14 protein-coding genes are annotated in these 15,956 nt (G+C 63.4%); 6 read left to right on the top strand and 8 right to left on the bottom strand.

Annotated elements, in window-relative coordinates:
* The first annotated feature begins 90 nt into the window (after positions 1 to 90).
* Positions 91 to 846: a DUF502 domain-containing protein gene (locus tag HMPREF9695_RS09450; RefSeq protein WP_430648571.1), complete on the top strand. Its 756-nt coding sequence runs from the start codon at positions 91 to 93 to the stop codon at positions 844 to 846.
* Here the strand turns inward: HMPREF9695_RS09450 and recG are convergent.
* Entirely contained in the window at positions 843 to 2,951 is a 2,109-nt protein-coding gene (gene recG / locus HMPREF9695_RS09445) for an ATP-dependent DNA helicase RecG (protein WP_006020621.1), read from the bottom strand. The two genes, HMPREF9695_RS09450 and recG, sit on opposite strands and share 4 nt — an antisense overlap.
* A gap of 273 nt (positions 2,952 to 3,224) precedes the next feature.
* Here recG and HMPREF9695_RS09440 point away from each other — a divergent pair, with 273 nt between their 5' ends.
* Positions 3,225 to 3,515 carry an FAD assembly factor SdhE gene (locus HMPREF9695_RS09440; RefSeq protein ID WP_006020620.1) on the top strand — a complete coding sequence of 97 codons (291 nt, stop codon included), beginning with the start codon at positions 3,225 to 3,227 and terminating at the stop codon, positions 3,513 to 3,515.
* Positions 3,512 to 7,027 carry a transcription-repair coupling factor gene (mfd, locus tag HMPREF9695_RS09435; protein WP_006020619.1) on the top strand — a complete coding sequence of 1,172 codons (3,516 nt, stop codon included), beginning with the start codon at positions 3,512 to 3,514 and terminating at the stop codon, positions 7,025 to 7,027. The genes HMPREF9695_RS09440 and mfd overlap by 4 nt, the downstream gene beginning before the upstream one ends.
* Before the next feature lie 143 nt (positions 7,028 to 7,170).
* Here mfd and HMPREF9695_RS09430 read toward each other — a convergent pair whose 3' ends face one another.
* The 4 genes from HMPREF9695_RS09430 to HMPREF9695_RS09415 form a co-directional block, all read right to left on the bottom strand.
* Positions 7,171 to 7,560 carry a PRC-barrel domain-containing protein gene (locus HMPREF9695_RS09430; protein ID WP_006020618.1) on the bottom strand — a complete coding sequence of 130 codons (390 nt, stop codon included), beginning with the start codon at positions 7,558 to 7,560 and terminating at the stop codon, positions 7,171 to 7,173.
* A gap of 79 nt (positions 7,561 to 7,639) precedes the next feature.
* On the bottom strand, positions 7,640 to 8,884 hold the full coding sequence (locus tag HMPREF9695_RS09425; protein ID WP_006020617.1) for a hypothetical protein: 1,245 nt from the start codon (positions 8,882 to 8,884) through the stop codon (positions 7,640 to 7,642).
* Positions 8,885 to 9,002: 118 nt separating this feature from the next.
* Positions 9,003 to 10,526: an AMP-binding protein gene (locus tag HMPREF9695_RS09420; protein ID WP_006020616.1), complete on the bottom strand. Its 1,524-nt coding sequence runs from the start codon at positions 10,524 to 10,526 to the stop codon at positions 9,003 to 9,005.
* A 36-nt stretch (positions 10,527 to 10,562) separates the two neighbouring features.
* Entirely contained in the window at positions 10,563 to 12,278 is a 1,716-nt protein-coding gene (locus tag HMPREF9695_RS09415) for an extracellular solute-binding protein (RefSeq protein ID WP_006020615.1), read from the bottom strand.
* Between the two features lie 403 nt (positions 12,279 to 12,681).
* On the opposite strand from HMPREF9695_RS09415, the gene HMPREF9695_RS09410 reads away from it, so the two are divergent.
* Both HMPREF9695_RS09410 and HMPREF9695_RS09405 read left to right on the top strand, forming a co-directional pair.
* On the top strand, positions 12,682 to 13,482 hold the full coding sequence (locus HMPREF9695_RS09410; protein WP_006020614.1) for an invasion associated locus B family protein: 801 nt from the start codon (positions 12,682 to 12,684) through the stop codon (positions 13,480 to 13,482).
* Positions 13,483 to 13,610: 128 nt separating this feature from the next.
* Positions 13,611 to 13,811 carry a hypothetical protein gene (locus tag HMPREF9695_RS09405; RefSeq protein ID WP_006020613.1) on the top strand — a complete coding sequence of 67 codons (201 nt, stop codon included), beginning with the start codon at positions 13,611 to 13,613 and terminating at the stop codon, positions 13,809 to 13,811.
* Positions 13,812 to 13,825: 14 nt separating this feature from the next.
* Here HMPREF9695_RS09405 and hspQ read toward each other — a convergent pair whose 3' ends face one another.
* A complete protein-coding gene (gene hspQ, locus HMPREF9695_RS09400; protein WP_006020612.1) occupies positions 13,826 to 14,158 on the bottom strand; it encodes a heat shock protein HspQ in 333 nt (110 codons plus the stop codon).
* A gap of 124 nt (positions 14,159 to 14,282) precedes the next feature.
* Here hspQ and HMPREF9695_RS09395 point away from each other — a divergent pair, with 124 nt between their 5' ends.
* Positions 14,283 to 15,233, top strand: a complete 951-nt coding sequence (locus tag HMPREF9695_RS09395; protein ID WP_006020611.1) for an AEC family transporter — start codon at positions 14,283 to 14,285, stop codon at positions 15,231 to 15,233.
* Positions 15,234 to 15,236: 3 nt separating this feature from the next.
* On the opposite strand, the gene HMPREF9695_RS25715 is transcribed toward HMPREF9695_RS09395, so the two are convergent.
* Positions 15,237 to 15,410 (bottom strand): DUF1328 domain-containing protein, encoded by a 174-nt coding sequence (locus HMPREF9695_RS25715; RefSeq protein WP_006020610.1) that lies wholly within the window; start codon positions 15,408 to 15,410, stop codon positions 15,237 to 15,239.
* Between the two features lie 99 nt (positions 15,411 to 15,509).
* The gene (locus HMPREF9695_RS26780) at positions 15,510 to 15,761 is read right to left on the bottom strand and encodes a hypothetical protein (protein WP_208856381.1); all 252 of its coding nucleotides are present in this window, start codon (positions 15,759 to 15,761) and stop codon (positions 15,510 to 15,512) included.
* Between the last annotated feature and the right edge of the window lie 195 nt (positions 15,762 to 15,956).

Below are 15,956 nucleotides of genomic sequence, written 5' to 3'. Positions count from 1 at the left end.
AAAAGTGGGCACCGGTTTTGCGATCAGAATACGCACAAGTGTTTCGCTTGAGGATGATTTGGCTCGCCAATGAATGAGACTAGCCCCAACATGATTCCGGGAGGCCTGCCGCCCCTACCACCGGCCGGCGCGCCGCGCGGTGCCATGGCGCGGCTCCGCAACTATTTCCTCACCGGCCTGATCATTGCCGGTCCCATCGCGATCACGATCTACCTGGTCTGGTGGTTCGTCACATGGGTCGATGGCATCGTTCGGCCGTTCGTGCCGGTCGCCTATCGTCCCGAGACCTATCTGCCGTTCGGTCTGCCGGGGTCGGGTCTGATCGTCGCCGTGTTCGCGTTGACGTTCCTCGGCTTCCTCGCGGCCAACCTGATCGGGCGAACGCTGGTCGAATTCGGCGAGGGGCTGCTCGGCCGTATGCCGGTCGTACGGGCGATCTATCGCGGCCTCAAGCAGGTGTTCGAGACGCTGTTCTCGGGCAACGGATCGAGCTTCCGCAAGGTCGGTCTGGTAGAGTTCCCGTCGCCGGGCATGTGGTCGATCGTGCTGATCTCCCAGCCGCCGAGCACTGAGATCGCCACGAAGCTTCCGCAAAACGACGAGTTCATCTCGGTGTTTCTGCCGTGTGCGCCGAACCCGACCACCGGCTTCTTCTTCTACGTTCCGAAGTCCAAACTTATCGAAGTCGATATGAGCACCGACGCCGCAGCGACCTTGATCATGTCGGCGGGCGTGGTCCAGCCGGGCAGCGACGCCCAGAAGAAAGTCAACGCGCTGGCGGAGATGGCCAATGCCGCGCGCGTGGCAACGGCATCGCAAACACAGGACCCTGCGAAGGTCGACTAACCCGCGCCGATCAACGGCAATGCTTCGTCGCGTTCATAGAGGTACAGCAGGCATCGCAGCGCTTCACCGCGCTCGCCCTTGAGCTTCGGATTATCCTGCATGATCCGTACCGCCTCGTCGCGCGCCTGTGCGATCAATTGCGCGTGGACTTCGGGCCGCGCGATGCGATAGCCGGGCAGGCCGCTCTGGCGCGTGCCGAGCACTTCGCCTTCACCGCGCAGGCGCAGATCTTCCTCGGCGATGCGGAAGCCGTCCGTGGTTTCGCGGATCACCTTGAGCCGGGCGCCGGACATTTCCGTCAGCGGTTCATGATAGAGCAGGATGCAGGTCGAGGCTTCCGAGCCGCGCCCGATGCGCCCGCGCAACTGATGAAGTTGCGCCAGCCCGAAGCGCTCGGCGTTCTCGATCACCATGATGGTTGCCTGCGGGACATCGACGCCGACTTCGACCACCGTTGTCGCCACCAGAAGCTGGATTTCACCGGCTGCGAACTGCGCCATGACGCGATCCTTCTCGGTGCCTTTCATCTGGCCGTGCACCAGCCCGACGCGATCGCCGAACCGCTTTTGCAAACTCTCGAACCGTTGCGTTGCGTTGGTGAGGTGATCGTGGCCTTCCGCCTCGGATTCCTCGACCAGCGGACAGATCCAGTAGGCGCGTTTGCCCGACTCCAGGGCGCGGTCGAGGCCATCGACGACTTCGCGAATGCGGCTTTTGGCGACCGCGCGGGTGTCGATCGGCTGGCGGCCTGCGGGCTTCTCGCGTAGTTCCGAAATATCCATATCGCCGAAGTAGGTGAGCACCAGCGTGCGCGGGATCGGCGTGGCGCTCAGCACCAGCACGTCGACGGCATCGCCTTTCTCGGTCAGCGCTAGACGCTCGCGCACACCGAAACGATGCTGTTCATCGACCACGGCGAGCGCAAGATCCTTGAATATCACGTCGTCCTGGATCAGCGCATGGGTGCCGACCAGCAGATCGATCTCGCCGTCCGCAAGTCCGGCGATAATCTCGCGCCGCTCCTTGCCTTTCTCGCGCCCCGTGAGGATGGCGACGCGTAGTCCGGCCCGCTCCGCCAACGGAGCAATGGTCTTGATGTGTTGCCGCGCAAGGATTTCCGTCGGCGCCATCAGCGCCGCCTGCTTGCCGGTTTCCGCCACGGCAGCGGCAGCAAGCAGCGCGACGACGGTTTTGCCGGAGCCGACATCGCCTTGCAGCAGACGCAACATGCGGACCGGCTGGTTGAGATCGCTGGCAATGGCTTTCGCCGCTTCCTGCTGCGAGCTGGTCAGCGCGTAGGGCAGGGCATCGATGATCTTGTGGCGCAGGTGTCCGTCGCCGGCATTGCGCACGCCGGCAGGACGGCGAAGCTGCGCACGAACGAGCGCCAGCGCGAGTTGTCCCGCGAGCAGTTCGTCGAATGCCAGCCGTGACCAGAACTGGTTCTGCGGCAGGATGTCGGTAAGTTCGACAGGCTCGTGAACACGGTGCAGCGCTTCTGCGATCGGCGGAAACTTGCAGCGGCGGAGCACTTCGGGACTGATCCACTCCGGCAGGTCGGGCAGTTTTTGCAGCGCCTGCGCCATGGCGCGGCGGATCGAGCCGATGGCGAGGCCTTCGGTCAGCGGATACACCGTGTCGATCTGCGGTAGTTTGGCGAGGCCTTCCTCGTCCACCACCCGGTCGGGATGCACGATCTGCAAGGTGCCGTCGAACATCTGCGCGGTGCCGGACACGAAACGCTTCTCGCCCTTCGGCAGCAGCTTCTCGATGTATTCGGGCTTTGCGCGGAAGTAGGTCAGCACCACGTCGCCGGTCTCGTCGCTGGCGTAGACCAGATGCGGCGCGCGCGAGCGGCCGGGCGGCGCGGGGCGGTGACGATCGATGGTGACTTCCAGCGTCACCACGGTTCCCGGAACAGCTTCGGCGATGGTCGGCCGCGTGCGGCGGTCGATCACATTGGTCGGCAGATGCAGCAGCAGATCCACCAGCCGCGGTGTCTCGCTGCGGTCAAGCAGATAGCGAAACAGCTTGTCCTGCTTCGGCCCCACGCCTGTAAGGCTCGTGACCGGCGCGAACAGGGGATTGAGCAGGGACGGGCGCATTAAAGAACCTAAGGCGGAATTTCAGTCCGAATCGCCGCCCCACGTCATTGCGAGCGAAGCGAAGCAATCCAGATTCCCTTGTATCATACATGAAGAACTGGATTGCTTCGTCGCAAGAGCTCCTCGCAATGACGGCCACGAGGGCTCGCCACCCCGCTATGACGTCCAAGCGCAACACGCACGCGCAGGAAATTACTGACAGCATCAATTCTGACAGCTATATCAGCCTCCCCGGCACCGTCCGGGCTTTTTGCGTTGGAGAAAGTGACGGACATGACGGGAACGACACGATCGAGCGATGGCCTCGATGATCGGCGCAAGCGGCTGCTGTTTCGCTGCTGGCATCGCGGCACGCGCGAGATGGATATGATCCTCGGCGGCTTCGCCGATGCCCGGATTGCCGATCTGAGCGACGGGGACATTGCCGATCTCGAACGTCTGATCGAACTGCCCGATCCCGATCTGTATGCGGCGTTCAGCGGCAGCCAGTCGCTGCCGGGGGACTATGCCAACGGCATCTTTGTGCGCATCAAGCAGTTCCTCGACGCAGGCCAACGCCCATGAAGTCGCCGACGCGATCGCCCGCGCAATTGCTTCGCGCCGGTCATGCGCTGACACTGTCGAACGTCGCCGAGGGCGCGGAAGGTCTGGTGGTCTCGGATATGGCGCGCGCGGTCGCGGCCAAGCCGAATCCGCCCGCGATCAGTCTTGCCGTGGTTTGCCGCGACGGCCCGCGCATGGCGCGACTGGCACGCGCGCTTGAGTTTTTCGCCCCCGACCTGTCGGTGATGCAGTTTCCGGCATGGGATTGCCAGCCCTACGACCGCGTCTCGCCTCACGGCGGCATTCTGGCGCAGCGGCTGACCACGCTGGCCAAACTTTCACGCCTTCAGGGCAGCGAGAAGCCGCTGATCGTGCTGACCACGGTCAACGCCATCGTTCAGCGCGTGCCGGCGCGGGAGGTGGTCGCAGCGCAGGCGCTGTCGGTCGCGCCGGGGCATCGGGTCCCGATGGACAACATCGCGGGTTGGCTCGAGCACAATGGCTACAACCGCACGTCGACGGTGCGCGAGCCGGGTGAATACGCCGTGCGTGGCGGTATCCTCGATCTGTTTCCGGCTGGGCTCGACCAGCCGGTGCGGTTCGACTTCTTCGGCGACACGCTGGAATCGATCCGCACCTTCGACGCGGAATCCCAGCGCACGCTGCTCGACATGCGCGGACTGGATCTCGTGCCGGTGTCGGAATTCCAGTTGGTGACGGAAACCATCAAGCGTTTCCGCATGGGCTATGTCGCGCAGTTCGGCGCGCCGGACCGCGACGACATGCTTTATGAGGCGGTGAGCGAAGGCCGCAGGCATCCGGGCATGGAGCACTGGCTGCCGCTTTTTCAGGAGCGGATGGACACGCTGTTCGACTATCTCGGCGCGGCGCCCATCGTGATGGAGCCGCTGGCCGAGGATGCCGCGCGTGAACGCTTCACCCAGATCAACGACTATTACGAAGCGCGGCGCGAGGCGATGGACACGCCGGGTGGCGGCGCGATCTACAACCCGCTGCCGCCGGACCGGCTCTATCTCACCGAACCCGAATGGACTTCGCTGCTTGCCGATAGCGCGCTGGCGCGGCTGACACCGTTCGCGCTGCCCGAGGGGGAGGCCGTGATCGACGTCGGCGCGCGGCAGGGACGCGACTTCGCGCCGGAGCGCGGGGACAGCAAGGTCAACGTGTTCGAAGGCGTGGTGGCGCACATCAACGGCCTGCAGGCTGCGCGCAAGAAAGTCGTCGTCGCGCTGTGGTCGGAGGGCTCGCGCGACCGCATGGCGAGCATGCTCAAGGACCACAAGCTGCTCAACACCACCAGCGTCAACTCATGGCGCGCGGTGCAGGCGACGCCACGCAACGAGACCATGCTGGCGGTGATCGGCCTCGAATCCGGCTTCGAGACCGAGAACATCGCGCTCATCACCGAGCAGGACATTCTCGGCGACAGGCTGGTGCGTCCGCGCAAGGCGAGCCGCAAACTCGACAACTTCATTTCCGAAGTGACGTCGCTGGCGACCGGCGACATCGTCGTTCACGTCGAGCACGGCATCGGGCGATTCGTCGGCTTGCAGACGCTGCAGGTGGGCGGTGCACCGCATGACTGCCTCGAACTGCACTACGCCAACGAGACCAAGCTGTTTCTCCCGGTCGAGAACATCGAACTGCTGTCGCGCTACGGCTCCGACCAGACAAATGTCGAACTGGACAAGCTCGGCGGCGGCGGATGGCAGGCGCGCAAGGCCAAGCTCAAGAACCGCATCCGCGAAATCGCGGGCGAACTGATCAAGATCGCGGCCGAGCGGCATGTCCACGAGGCGCCGAAATTCCCGGTGCATCAGGGCACCTACGACGAATTCTGTGCGCGGTTCCCCTACGAGGAGACCGAGGATCAGCTTGGCGCAATCAATTCCGCGCTGCATGACCTCGACCTCGGACGTCCGATGGACCGCCTGATTTGCGGCGACGTCGGTTTCGGCAAGACGGAAGTAGCGCTGCGTGCAGCGTTCGCCGTGGCGCTGGACGGCAAGCAGGTCGCGGTCGTGGTGCCGACCACGCTGCTGGCGCGGCAGCACACCAAAACCTTCACCGAGCGCTTCAAGGGTTTCCCTGTGAACGTGGCACAGGCGTCGCGCCTCGTCGCGCCGAAGCAGATGACTCAGGTCAAGAAGGACCTCGCCGACGGCAAGATCGACATCATCGTCGGCACCCATGCGCTGCTCGGCAAGAGCATCAAGTTCAAGGACCTCGGCCTCCTGATCGTGGACGAGGAGCAGCATTTCGGCGTGTCGCACAAGGAACGGCTGAAGCAGCTCCGCGCGGAAGTTCACGTGCTGACGCTTTCCGCAACGCCGATCCCGCGCACGCTGCAACTGGCGCTGACCGGTGTCCGCGAATTGTCGATCATCGCATCCCCGCCGGTTGATCGCCTTGCGGTGCGCACCTTCGTCGCGCCGCACGATCCGCTGATGATCCGCGAGGCCTTGCTCCGTGAGCGGTATCGCGGCGGTCAGGCGTTCTATGTCGTCCCGCGCATCGAGTACCTCGCCGAGGTGAAGGACTTCCTCGACAAGCATGTGCCGGAAATGAAGGTCGCGGTTGCGCACGGCCAGATGCCGCCCACCGTGATCGAGGACATCATGTCCGCGTTCTACGACGGCAAGTACGACGTGCTGCTCTCGACCACGATCGTCGAGTCCGGCCTCGACATTCCGTCCGCGAACACGCTGATCGTGCATCGTGCCGACATGTTCGGCCTCGCCCAGCTCTATCAGTTGCGCGGCCGCGTCGGACGCTCCAAGCTGCGCGCCTATGCGCTGTTCACACTGCCGTCCACGCACAAGATCACCGCGCAGGCCGAACGCCGCCTCAAGGTGCTTCAGTCGCTGGACAACCTCGGCGCGGGCTTCCAGCTTGCGTCGCACGATCTGGACATTCGCGGCGCAGGCAACCTGCTCGGCGAGGAACAGTCGGGTCACATCAAGGAAGTTGGCTTCGAGCTGTATCAATCGATGCTGGAGGAGGCGATCCTGTCGCTCAAGGCCGGCATCTCCGAGCCGGTGGCGGATCGCTGGTCGCCCCAGATCACGCTCGGTATGCCGGTGCTCATTCCCGAGGACTACGTTGCGGATTTGTCGATCCGGCTGTCGCTGTATCGCCGCCTTGCGGATCTGGACACAGACGACGCGATCGAGAATTTCGGCGCGGAGCTGCGCGATCGCTTTGGTCCGCTGCCGGACGAGGTGCGCTGGCTGTTCAAGATTGCAGCGATCAAGGCCTATTGCCGCCGCGCCAACATCGAGAAGGTCGATGCCGGGCCGAAGGGCGCGGTCATTACGTTCCGCGACAACTCATTCGCGCATCCGGACCGGCTCATGTTCTTCATCAGCCGCCACGGCAAGGCCGCCAAGGTCCGCCCGGACATGAAGGTGGTGTTCTTCCAGGAATGGGAGACGGCGGAAGAGCGCGTCGAAGGCACGACCACGATCCTGCGCGATCTCGCCAATCTGGCCGAGGGCAAGAAGGCGGCCTAGGTGGCAAAAGACAGAGCGATTTGAACGACAGCGTCATACCGTCATGCGAGCGAAGCGAAGCAATCCATCTTTGCATAACAAAGGAATGGATTGCTTCGTCGCAAATGCTCCTCGCAATGACGAAGACTATCTGGCAGGAACCGTTACTTCGGATACTTGAACTCAGGCGCGGCCTTCAGCGCCTCCTTGGTGGTGTTCATCTTCGCAGTCCAGGTGTCCTTGTCCTTGTTGTAGCTCACACGCACGGACGAGGGCGACACAGCGACGTAATGCTCGCCGACGCCGAGGAACCCGCCGACGGACAGGATCATGGCCTGAATCTGCTCGCCCTTGCCGATGGCAAGATCGGTGATTTCGCCGACCTTTTCATCCTTCTGGTTGTAGACGTTCAGGCCCTTGAGCTTCGAGCTGAACATCTCGTCCTTCGCGACGGTCGAGAATTTGGCTTCAGCGGGAGCAGTTCCGCTGGTCTGGGCGAGTGCCGGACCGGCGAGAACGGCCAGCGACGCGGCGACGAGTGCAATCTTCTTCATGGTATCCTCCAAAGGGAATAGAGGCTCACCAATGCAAAGCCGGTGCGATTGTTCCTGACGATATCGAAAGTAAAATTCTTTAGGACGCGACCCGTTGTGCCTCGGCCCGAAGCCGGCGGAGAATCGCTGCCGCCGTGTCACCGGGCATCAGTGTCGCCAGCGTCACCTGCGGATCGAGCCGCTGGTCGCGTTTGGTGCTGTACATGGTGTGCTTCAGAACGCTGGTCAGCCGCCGCGCGATGGCGTGTGCGTTGCGCAGGTCGGTTTCGGCGAAGACGACAACGATTGCGCCTTCTTCGTCCAGCGTCGCGAAATCCATCCGCCGCATCAGCCGGCTGAGTATCCGCGCGGCGTCGAGGCGCATGCGTTCGGAGATCGAACCGTGCGCGAAGGTGATGCGGGCGACGGACAATCCTGCGCCGCGCGTCTGGGTGTCGGTCACGGCGGTCTCGAAATCGCGGCTGAAGGCGTCTTCGTTGAGCAATCCGGTGCGCGGATCGAGCAAGCCGCCGACATCGATCGATTTCAGCGCGCGCCCGATGCGGGACTCGAACGCCTGTTGCCGGATCAGCGGAACGGCGTGGGCCGCGACCGTTTGCGGATCGCCGTGGGAGATTTCAAGATTGGGCAGGTCGTAGCCCGTGGTCAGCCCCGATCCGCTTCCGACCAGAACCGGAAGATTCCGGAACCGGGAATCTTCCGACAGCACAGTCAGAAAGGCGTCGAGCACGCGCAGCGTGAAACCGTCACCGATGATGATGCCGTCGAGCTCGCGTGCATTGAGATGCTTGGCGGCAGCCTCGATGCTGAGCGCGCCGACGACGCCCATCTGTTCGCCGAGCGCGACCGACAGGGCGGGATACCCCGCGCCGCGTCCGATCAGCAGGACCGTCGCATCGTTGATCGGATCGCTCGTCGGCATACGGGTGGACGTGGAACGGTCATTGGCCATGCGGCGCAGCAGCGTGACGTGCAGGGCGCGCACGCGCAACGCAGCGTTGAGACGGCTGACCAGCCGCTCGGCGTTGTGGCCAGTTTGCGTGAACGGGAGAACATTTTGCGGCAACACGTTGCCGGGATCGACGGCGATGACTGGTACGTAGGGATCAGCCTGCGCGGCCTGTTTTGCCAAATGCGCCAATGCGGCCTCGTGACCGCCGGTATCCGCGGCAAGCACGGCCGCCGGCCGTAGCCGCGCGACGGCGTCAGCGGCATCCGCCCACCCGACATCCACCAGCGGAAACGTCTTCACCTGCGCGATCGCGTCGGCGAGGGTCCGGCCTTCCCGATTTGAGACAGTGACGATCGGGCCTTGCTGTGACATAGCGTAGTGACTCACAGAAACCGTGGAACAGCGCCGCAAAACTGAAGCGGACTCGCGAACCGTCACCGTAGGCCGTGGCTGTTAATGGCAGGTCAATACGACCGATGAAATGGCGGACTCAGGTTCCGCTGGACCGGTCGCGAAACGCATCGACCATGAGCGGATTAAGTCCAAGCTGGCCAAGCGCTTCGCGCGCGCGGCGGTTGTCGCCGGCGCGTCCGGCGAGGCGAAAGCCGTTGAGTTGATCAGGCAATGCGGTCAGCATCGCACCAGCCGCGAGCCGCTTCGCCCATGACTCAAGATCCTGCGCGAGAAAGCGATAGCCGCCGACGCCGACGAGACCGACAGGCGGTGCGGTGATGCCGATAGCGCCTGTCGTGCGATCAAGATGCGCAGCGTATCCTGTGTCGACGTAGTCGGGAGCGGCCGTCTCCACAAGAGACTCTCCCGGCGCTGGACGATAGGCTGCGACCGGCACCATCGTTCCGCGCAGCGCGAGCGTCGCCTTCGGCGTGACGATGATCTCGCCGATGGCTTTCGAACTTGCCGCACCACGTGGTGCGCTGAACGATCCGGGCTTGATGGGCACGGGCGAGCCATCGCTGAGACGGCGCGCGGCGAACAATCCGGCCTCGCCGAACAGGTAGACGTCTGTGAGCGTCGTGCCGGTGTCTTGCCAGTCCTCGCTCGCCATCACGCGGTCCGGCGTGCGCCACAGGCCGACGACATTCCTGATCGCGACCTGGGGCCGCGCGAGCGTGCCGCTCTCCGCCAGACGGATCGCAAGCAGGGCAGGCGCGATTAGGGTGTCATGATGCTCGTCGACGATCTGTTGTTCGAGAACCTGCAAATCAGCCGGGTGATGCAGCGCGAGCGATCCACCGCTCAGGAGCCAGGTCACCACGGACGAGACGCAACCGGCGAACGAGGCCGGCGCAATGGCGGACAACAGTCGCGCGCCCTGCGGGAGGCCCGCTTCGAGGAAAATCGCAAGACCGCCGGAAATCAACTGCAGATGGTTGCGCGGGATCGCGCGAAGTCCGTCCGCCGTGACGTCGAACGTAATGATCGCCGGTCTGCGCGCATCCGGCGCCGTGGGCGGCAGCCAGCCGTTCATGCCGCTCGTTGTGATTTCAAGCGGCGACATGCCTTCGGGCAGATCGTTGCCGAAGCCGAACACATGGCGGATCGAAAAGGCTTCAACGGCTGCGTTCAATGCCAGTTCGGCGTGATCGACGATCTCGATGCGGCTGACGCCGACAATGGCACGCGCACCGATCCGGTTCAGCGCCCCGGTCAGTTCCGATTGCCGCCAGAGCTGCGGCAGCAATGCCGCCACCAGACCGGCACGAAGCGCCGCCAGTACCGTCAGCGCGAACTCGACGGTGTTCGGCATCTGCAAGGCGATGATCGAGCCCGGCGGCAACCCTGCCTCGACAAAACGTGCGGCGATGGCTGAGACCGCCTGATCAGCCTGCGCGAAGGTCAATTTCTGCGGCTGGGTGCCGGTGACGCGATGCTTGTTCGGCGGATCGATCAGCGCAATGGCATCGGGCTGACGCAGCACCGTGCGCCGGAACAGATCGTCGAGCGTCAGCGGCGCGCCGGACGAGGTCGCTGCTGAGGTCGGTGCGGTCTGCAAGGTCTCGCTCACTGCGTTACTGCATCAATCTTGGGCTTACGGCGCTTTCGTGCCCGGTTTGGACCACCACGTCTCCGGCAGAAAGCCCGAGACCGCGGTCACCTTGGGCCGTTCTATCCGATTCCACCGTGCGAGCCATTGCTGCTGAACGTTATAAAGCGGGATAGCGTAGAAGCCCGAGATCAGCGCCCGGTCGAGGGCGCGGACGGCGGACACGAAGGCGGTTTGCTCGCGCTCCTCGAGTAGCGCGGCGATCATGGCGTCGACGGCTGGGGATTTCGCGCCCATGTAGTTGCGGGTGCCCTGATTGTCGGCAGCGGCGCTGCCCCAGTAGAAAGCCTGTTCGTTGCCCGGCGAGAGCGACTGGTCCCAGCGGTTCTGGATCATGTCGAAATCGAAAGCGAGCCGGCGCTGGTCGAACTGCACGCCGTCCACCGCGCGCACCGACACATCGATACCGGCGCGCTTGAGATCGCGGGAATAGGCCAGCGCGATGCGCTCCTGATCGCGGGTGGTGACCAGGATCTCGAATGTCAGCGGCTTGCGGCTGGCTTTCTGCCGCAGCACTGTTCCATCGAGCTGGTATCCGGCTTGCGCCAGCAATGTGAGTGCCGCGCGCAGCGACACCCGGTCGCGGCCGGACGCATCGGTGACCGGCAGGCGATAGCTGCCGTCCATGATGTCGGGGCGGATGCTGGCGGCGTAAGGCGCAAGCAGTGTCTTTTCGCGTGCGTCCGCCGGACGGGTGTAAGCGGAGAGTTCGGAGCCTGCGAAGAAGCCCGCAGAGCGCCCGTACAGGTCGAAGAAGTAGTTGCGGTTGATCCACTCAAAGTCGAACAGCAGTGTAAGCGCCTGCCGCACGCGGATGTCCGCGAACACGGGGCGGCGCGTGTTGAAGATCAGATACTCCGACGGCTGAGGTGTGCCGGGCTTGACCGTATCCCGCACCACTTCGCCGTTGCGGGCCGCCGCGAAATCGTAACCCTCGTGCCAGCGCAGCGGCTCGTTCTCGATCCGGAAATCGTAGAGGCCGCGCTTGAACGCTTCAAACGCGCCGTTGGCTTCGCGGTAATAGTCCAGACGGACCTCGTCGAAATTCCACACACCGCGGTTGATCGGCAGGTCGCGGCCCCAATAGTCCGGGTTGCGCGTCAACGTTACGCTCTGACCGGCGCGGACGCCGGTGACCCGGTAGGGCCCCGAGCCGATCAGGCCGGTGAGGGACGTCTCCTCGAAGGTCGCGGTATCGATGGCATGCTTGGGGAAGACCGGCATCAGACCGAGGATCAGCGGCAATTCGCGGTCTTTCGCGCCGCCGAAATCGAACCGCACGGTGCGCTCATCCAGCGCTTCGGCCTTTTCGACCTTTGCGTAGTACAGCCGGTGATTGGGGCGGCCCTTGTCGCGCATCAATTGCCACGAGAACAGCACGTCAGCCGCCAGCACCGGCTTGCCGTCCGAGAACCGCGCCAGCGGATTGAGCCGGAACGTGACGTAGGTTCGGTCGTTGTCGGTCTCGACTGTCTGTGCGAGCAGGCCGTACAGCGTGAACGGCTCGTCGTGGCCGCGCGCCAACAGGCTTTCGGTCACGTAGCCGCGGACTTGCTGAACCGCGATCCCTTTCACGATAAATGGATTGAGGCTGTCGAACGCGCCGAGCAGGCCGAAGATGATCCGGCCGCCTTTAGGGGCGTCGGGATTGACGTACGGCATCTGCGCGAAGTTCGCAGGCAGGGCGGGGGTCCCGTGCATGGCGATACCGTGGAGCGGAACCGGCGCTTGGCGTTCCGGTTGAGCACTTGGCTGAGCCTGGACCTGCGTTGCCGTCAGTCCCGTCCAGACCAAGGCCACGCAGCGGAGTTTCCGCGCCCAGCTTTGACCGCTGCGGCGCACCGCGGATGGCACCCGGTTTGATTCGGCTGACTTCACGCGAAAATTTACCACGTCTGGCCACGATAATGCGGGTTGCAACCCGCAAATATCACTGTTGGCATTGATCTTTTCGTCCGCCGTTGTATTGAAGGCGGGCTATTCGAGGGAGGCTGCGGGCACTGTCACGTATCCGCCTCAATTGGCTCCGAGACAGCCGCCGAACAAACAGGCGTCCGGGCCCCGATCGGGAGCGGGCGTTAAGGTTCAGAAAGGGTTTTCCACAATGAATTTCCGTATCTTGGCCGCGCAGGCCTCGCCGCGCGGCCGGGTGTTCGCCGCTTTGACCGCCGGCGCCTTTTTGGCTGCTGCTACCATTACCGGCACCCAGGCTCAGACACCCGCGCCAGCGCCCGGCGCTCCGGCTCCGAAGGCCGCTGCGCCCAAGGCTGCTCCGAAGGCTGCGCCGAAAGCCCCGGCTCCCGCTGCCCAGCAGCAGGCTCCCGCCGCCAACGGTGCTCCGCAGCAGCCTCCTGCCGACCAGCAGGTCCAGTTGATCTATCAGCCCTGGACCAAGTTCTGCATGAAGGGTCAGGACGCCAACGCCAAGCAGGTGTGTTTCACCGGCAAGGACGGCCGCATCGAGTCCGGCCAGCCTGTCGTCGCCGCCGTGATCATCGAGCCGGAAGGCGAGCCGAAGAAGCTGCTTCGTGTCACCCTGCCGCTCGGCATGCAGCTCGTGCACGGCACCCGCATCATCGTCGACGCCAACGCGCCGCTGCAGAGCCCGTACGTGATCTGCTTCGCCAACGGCTGTATGTCGGACTACGAAGTGACCCCGGATCTTCTCGGCCAGATGAAGAAGGGCCAGAATCTGGTCGTGCAGGCGATCAATGCCAACGGCGCGCCGCTAACGCTGGCGCTTCCGCTTGCCGAATTCCCCAAGGCTTACGACGGTCCGCCGACCGATCCGAAGGTCTTCGAAGAGACCCAGAAGAAGTTGCAGGAAGAGCTTCAGAAGCGCGCGGCGGAAGCCCGCCAGAAGCTGGAAAACGCGGCTCCGCCCGCCAATCCCGCCGCGAAGTAACGCGGTCTTTCGCAGACGAACAAAGGGCGCGCAGCAATGCGCGCCTTTTTTGTTGGCTACGGAACGGGCATAGTTCGCTGCGCGTTGCAGAATGAGCGATGCATTGCGCACCGCCACAGGAGAACTTCATGTCCGACTACAGTGCACTCTCGCTTTCCGAACTCGAAGACCGCATCGCCATCGTGCGGGACAATATCCGGCAACTGATCGAGCAGGCGGCGGCGGTGTCCGGCGGTCAGAACGAGGAGCGAAATGCCGATCGCATCGCGCAGCAGACCGAGGAGCTTGAAGCGCTGGTGAAGGAGAGGGATGGGCGGAAGCGGGGCTAGGCCGAAGCCAACCGTCAGTTCAGTGACGGATTGCGGGGACGATAGCTGCCGGACTTGTCCTTGACGAAGATCTCGGCGACCTGCGAATGCCGGATCGGCTCACCTGACTCGTCAGGCAGCAGGTTCTGTTCCGACACGTACGCGACGTACTCGGATTCCGAATTCTCGGCCAGCAAGTGGTAAAACGGCTGGTCCTTGTGGGGCCGCATCTCTTCCGGAATCGACAGCCACCATTCTTCCGTGTTGTTGAATTCCGGATCGATATCGTAAATCACGCCCCGGAACGAAAAAATCCGGTGGCGGACGATCTGGCCGATCTGAAACTTGGCGGTGCGTGCTTTAATCATCCTCCGTCGAATAGACCATGATTGTGGCCGATGCTAGGGGTTTACGCCTGAATCGGGCGGGTGAGGGTCTCCTCTGCGCCGCAGTCGGTTCTCTGGTGCCGCGCGGCATAATAAGCGTATCCCAATGATCGATATTCTGAATCTCGCCCTTCCGTATTTCGGGCTGATCTTCATCGGCTACGCCTGCGGGAAGTACAAACGCCTGCCGGAAGCCGGCCTGGAGTGGATGAATTTTTTCCTGCTCTACGTGTCGCTGCCGGCGCTGTTCTTTAGAACGCTTGCAAGGACCCCGTTCGAGCAACTGAACAATCCGCCGTTCGTGATCGCCACCACGCTGGCGACCGCGAGCGCTTTCTTTCTGTCGATGTTCGGCGCGAAATTCATCGCAAAGCTGTCGACGCGCGAGGCTGCGATGGCGGGCCTCGGCGGCGGCTATGGCAACATCGGCTATATGGGACCGGGACTGGCGCTCGCGACGCTCGGCGCAAAGGCCGCAGCACCCGTGGCGCTGATCTTCTGCTTCGACACCATTTTTCTGTTCACCACGGTGCCGCTCCTGATGGTGCTGACCGACGGCGAGCGCCGGCCCGTACTGCCGACCATCGCCCTCGTGGTCAAACAAATCCTGCTGCATCCGCTCATTATTGCATCCTATTTCGGCGTGCTGGTCGCGGCATTCCATGTTCCGGTACCCGTGGCGCTGGACAACACGTTTCAGTTTCTGCAAAGCTCCGCGGCGCCCGTCGCGCTGTTCGCGCTTGGCGTAACCGTGGCGCTGCGGCCGTTCGAGCGGGTGCCATGGGAAGTGCCGGGCGTCATCGCGGTCAAGCTGATCCTGCACCCGCTGATCGTGCTCGGGCTTCTGCTGCTGCTCGGTCCGTTCCCGATGGAGTGGGCGGCGACCGCGCTGTTGCTGGCCTCATTGCCGCCGGCGCTCAACGTGTTCGTGATCGCGCGCCAGTACGACACCTGGATCGAACCGGCCTCGACGCTGGTCCTGATCGGCACGTTCGTGTCCGTGGTGACACTCACCAGCGTAATGTGGATGATCAAGAACGGCGTGATATTTCCGTGAACGTCACGCTCGAAAGATCGTGAAACCGAGTATCAGCAGGATCAGGAAGATCACGCCGAAGATGTAGAACAGCACGCGTGCGATGTCGGCCGACGCGGCTGAAATGCCGGTGAAACCGAAGACACCGGCGACGACGGAGATCAGGAAGAAGATCAAAGCCCATTTCAGAATCGACATGACGAGGTCCTTGAAGCTTTACGTTCCGACAACCGGCAACGAAACTTCAGGTTCCATGATCTCGGAACATCTTTGCGATCCGCCGATTGACTGCTCAGTTCAGACATCGGAGGTCGTAATGAGATTGATCGCAATCGTATTGGTGCTGGCGCAAATAGGCGGCGCGACCGCTGTTCTCGCGCAAGCATCAGGCGGGACTGGTGGTAGTTCCGGCGGATCAACCGGTGCATCGTCGCCCGGCGCAGCAAGCGGCGGATCGCTCGGCACCAGCGCAGGTTCGCCCGGCACAAACTCGCTGGGCACGGCGGCGCCGTCAGGATCTGGCACGACAGGTTCGGCCGCGACGGGCACGGGCGATCCTCGGGTCGACAAGAAAGACAGGGACGTCGACAATAAGGTGAAAAGCATCTGCAAGGGATGTTGAGGTCAGGTTGCGCAGGCGGTTTCCGCCCCGGGCATACCGCCTATGTGCCGCATCCTGCGTCTTGCTTGACGGCTGCTGAACCGCAAGTAATGAAGTTCCTTCAATCATCACCAGGGAATTTC

The organism is Afipia broomeae ATCC 49717 (assembly GCF_000314675.2).
Classification (GTDB): Bacteria; Pseudomonadota; Alphaproteobacteria; order Rhizobiales; family Xanthobacteraceae; genus Afipia; species Afipia broomeae.
Note: the sequence above shows the minus strand (reverse complement) of the source record. Positions and strands in the feature narration are given on the sequence as shown.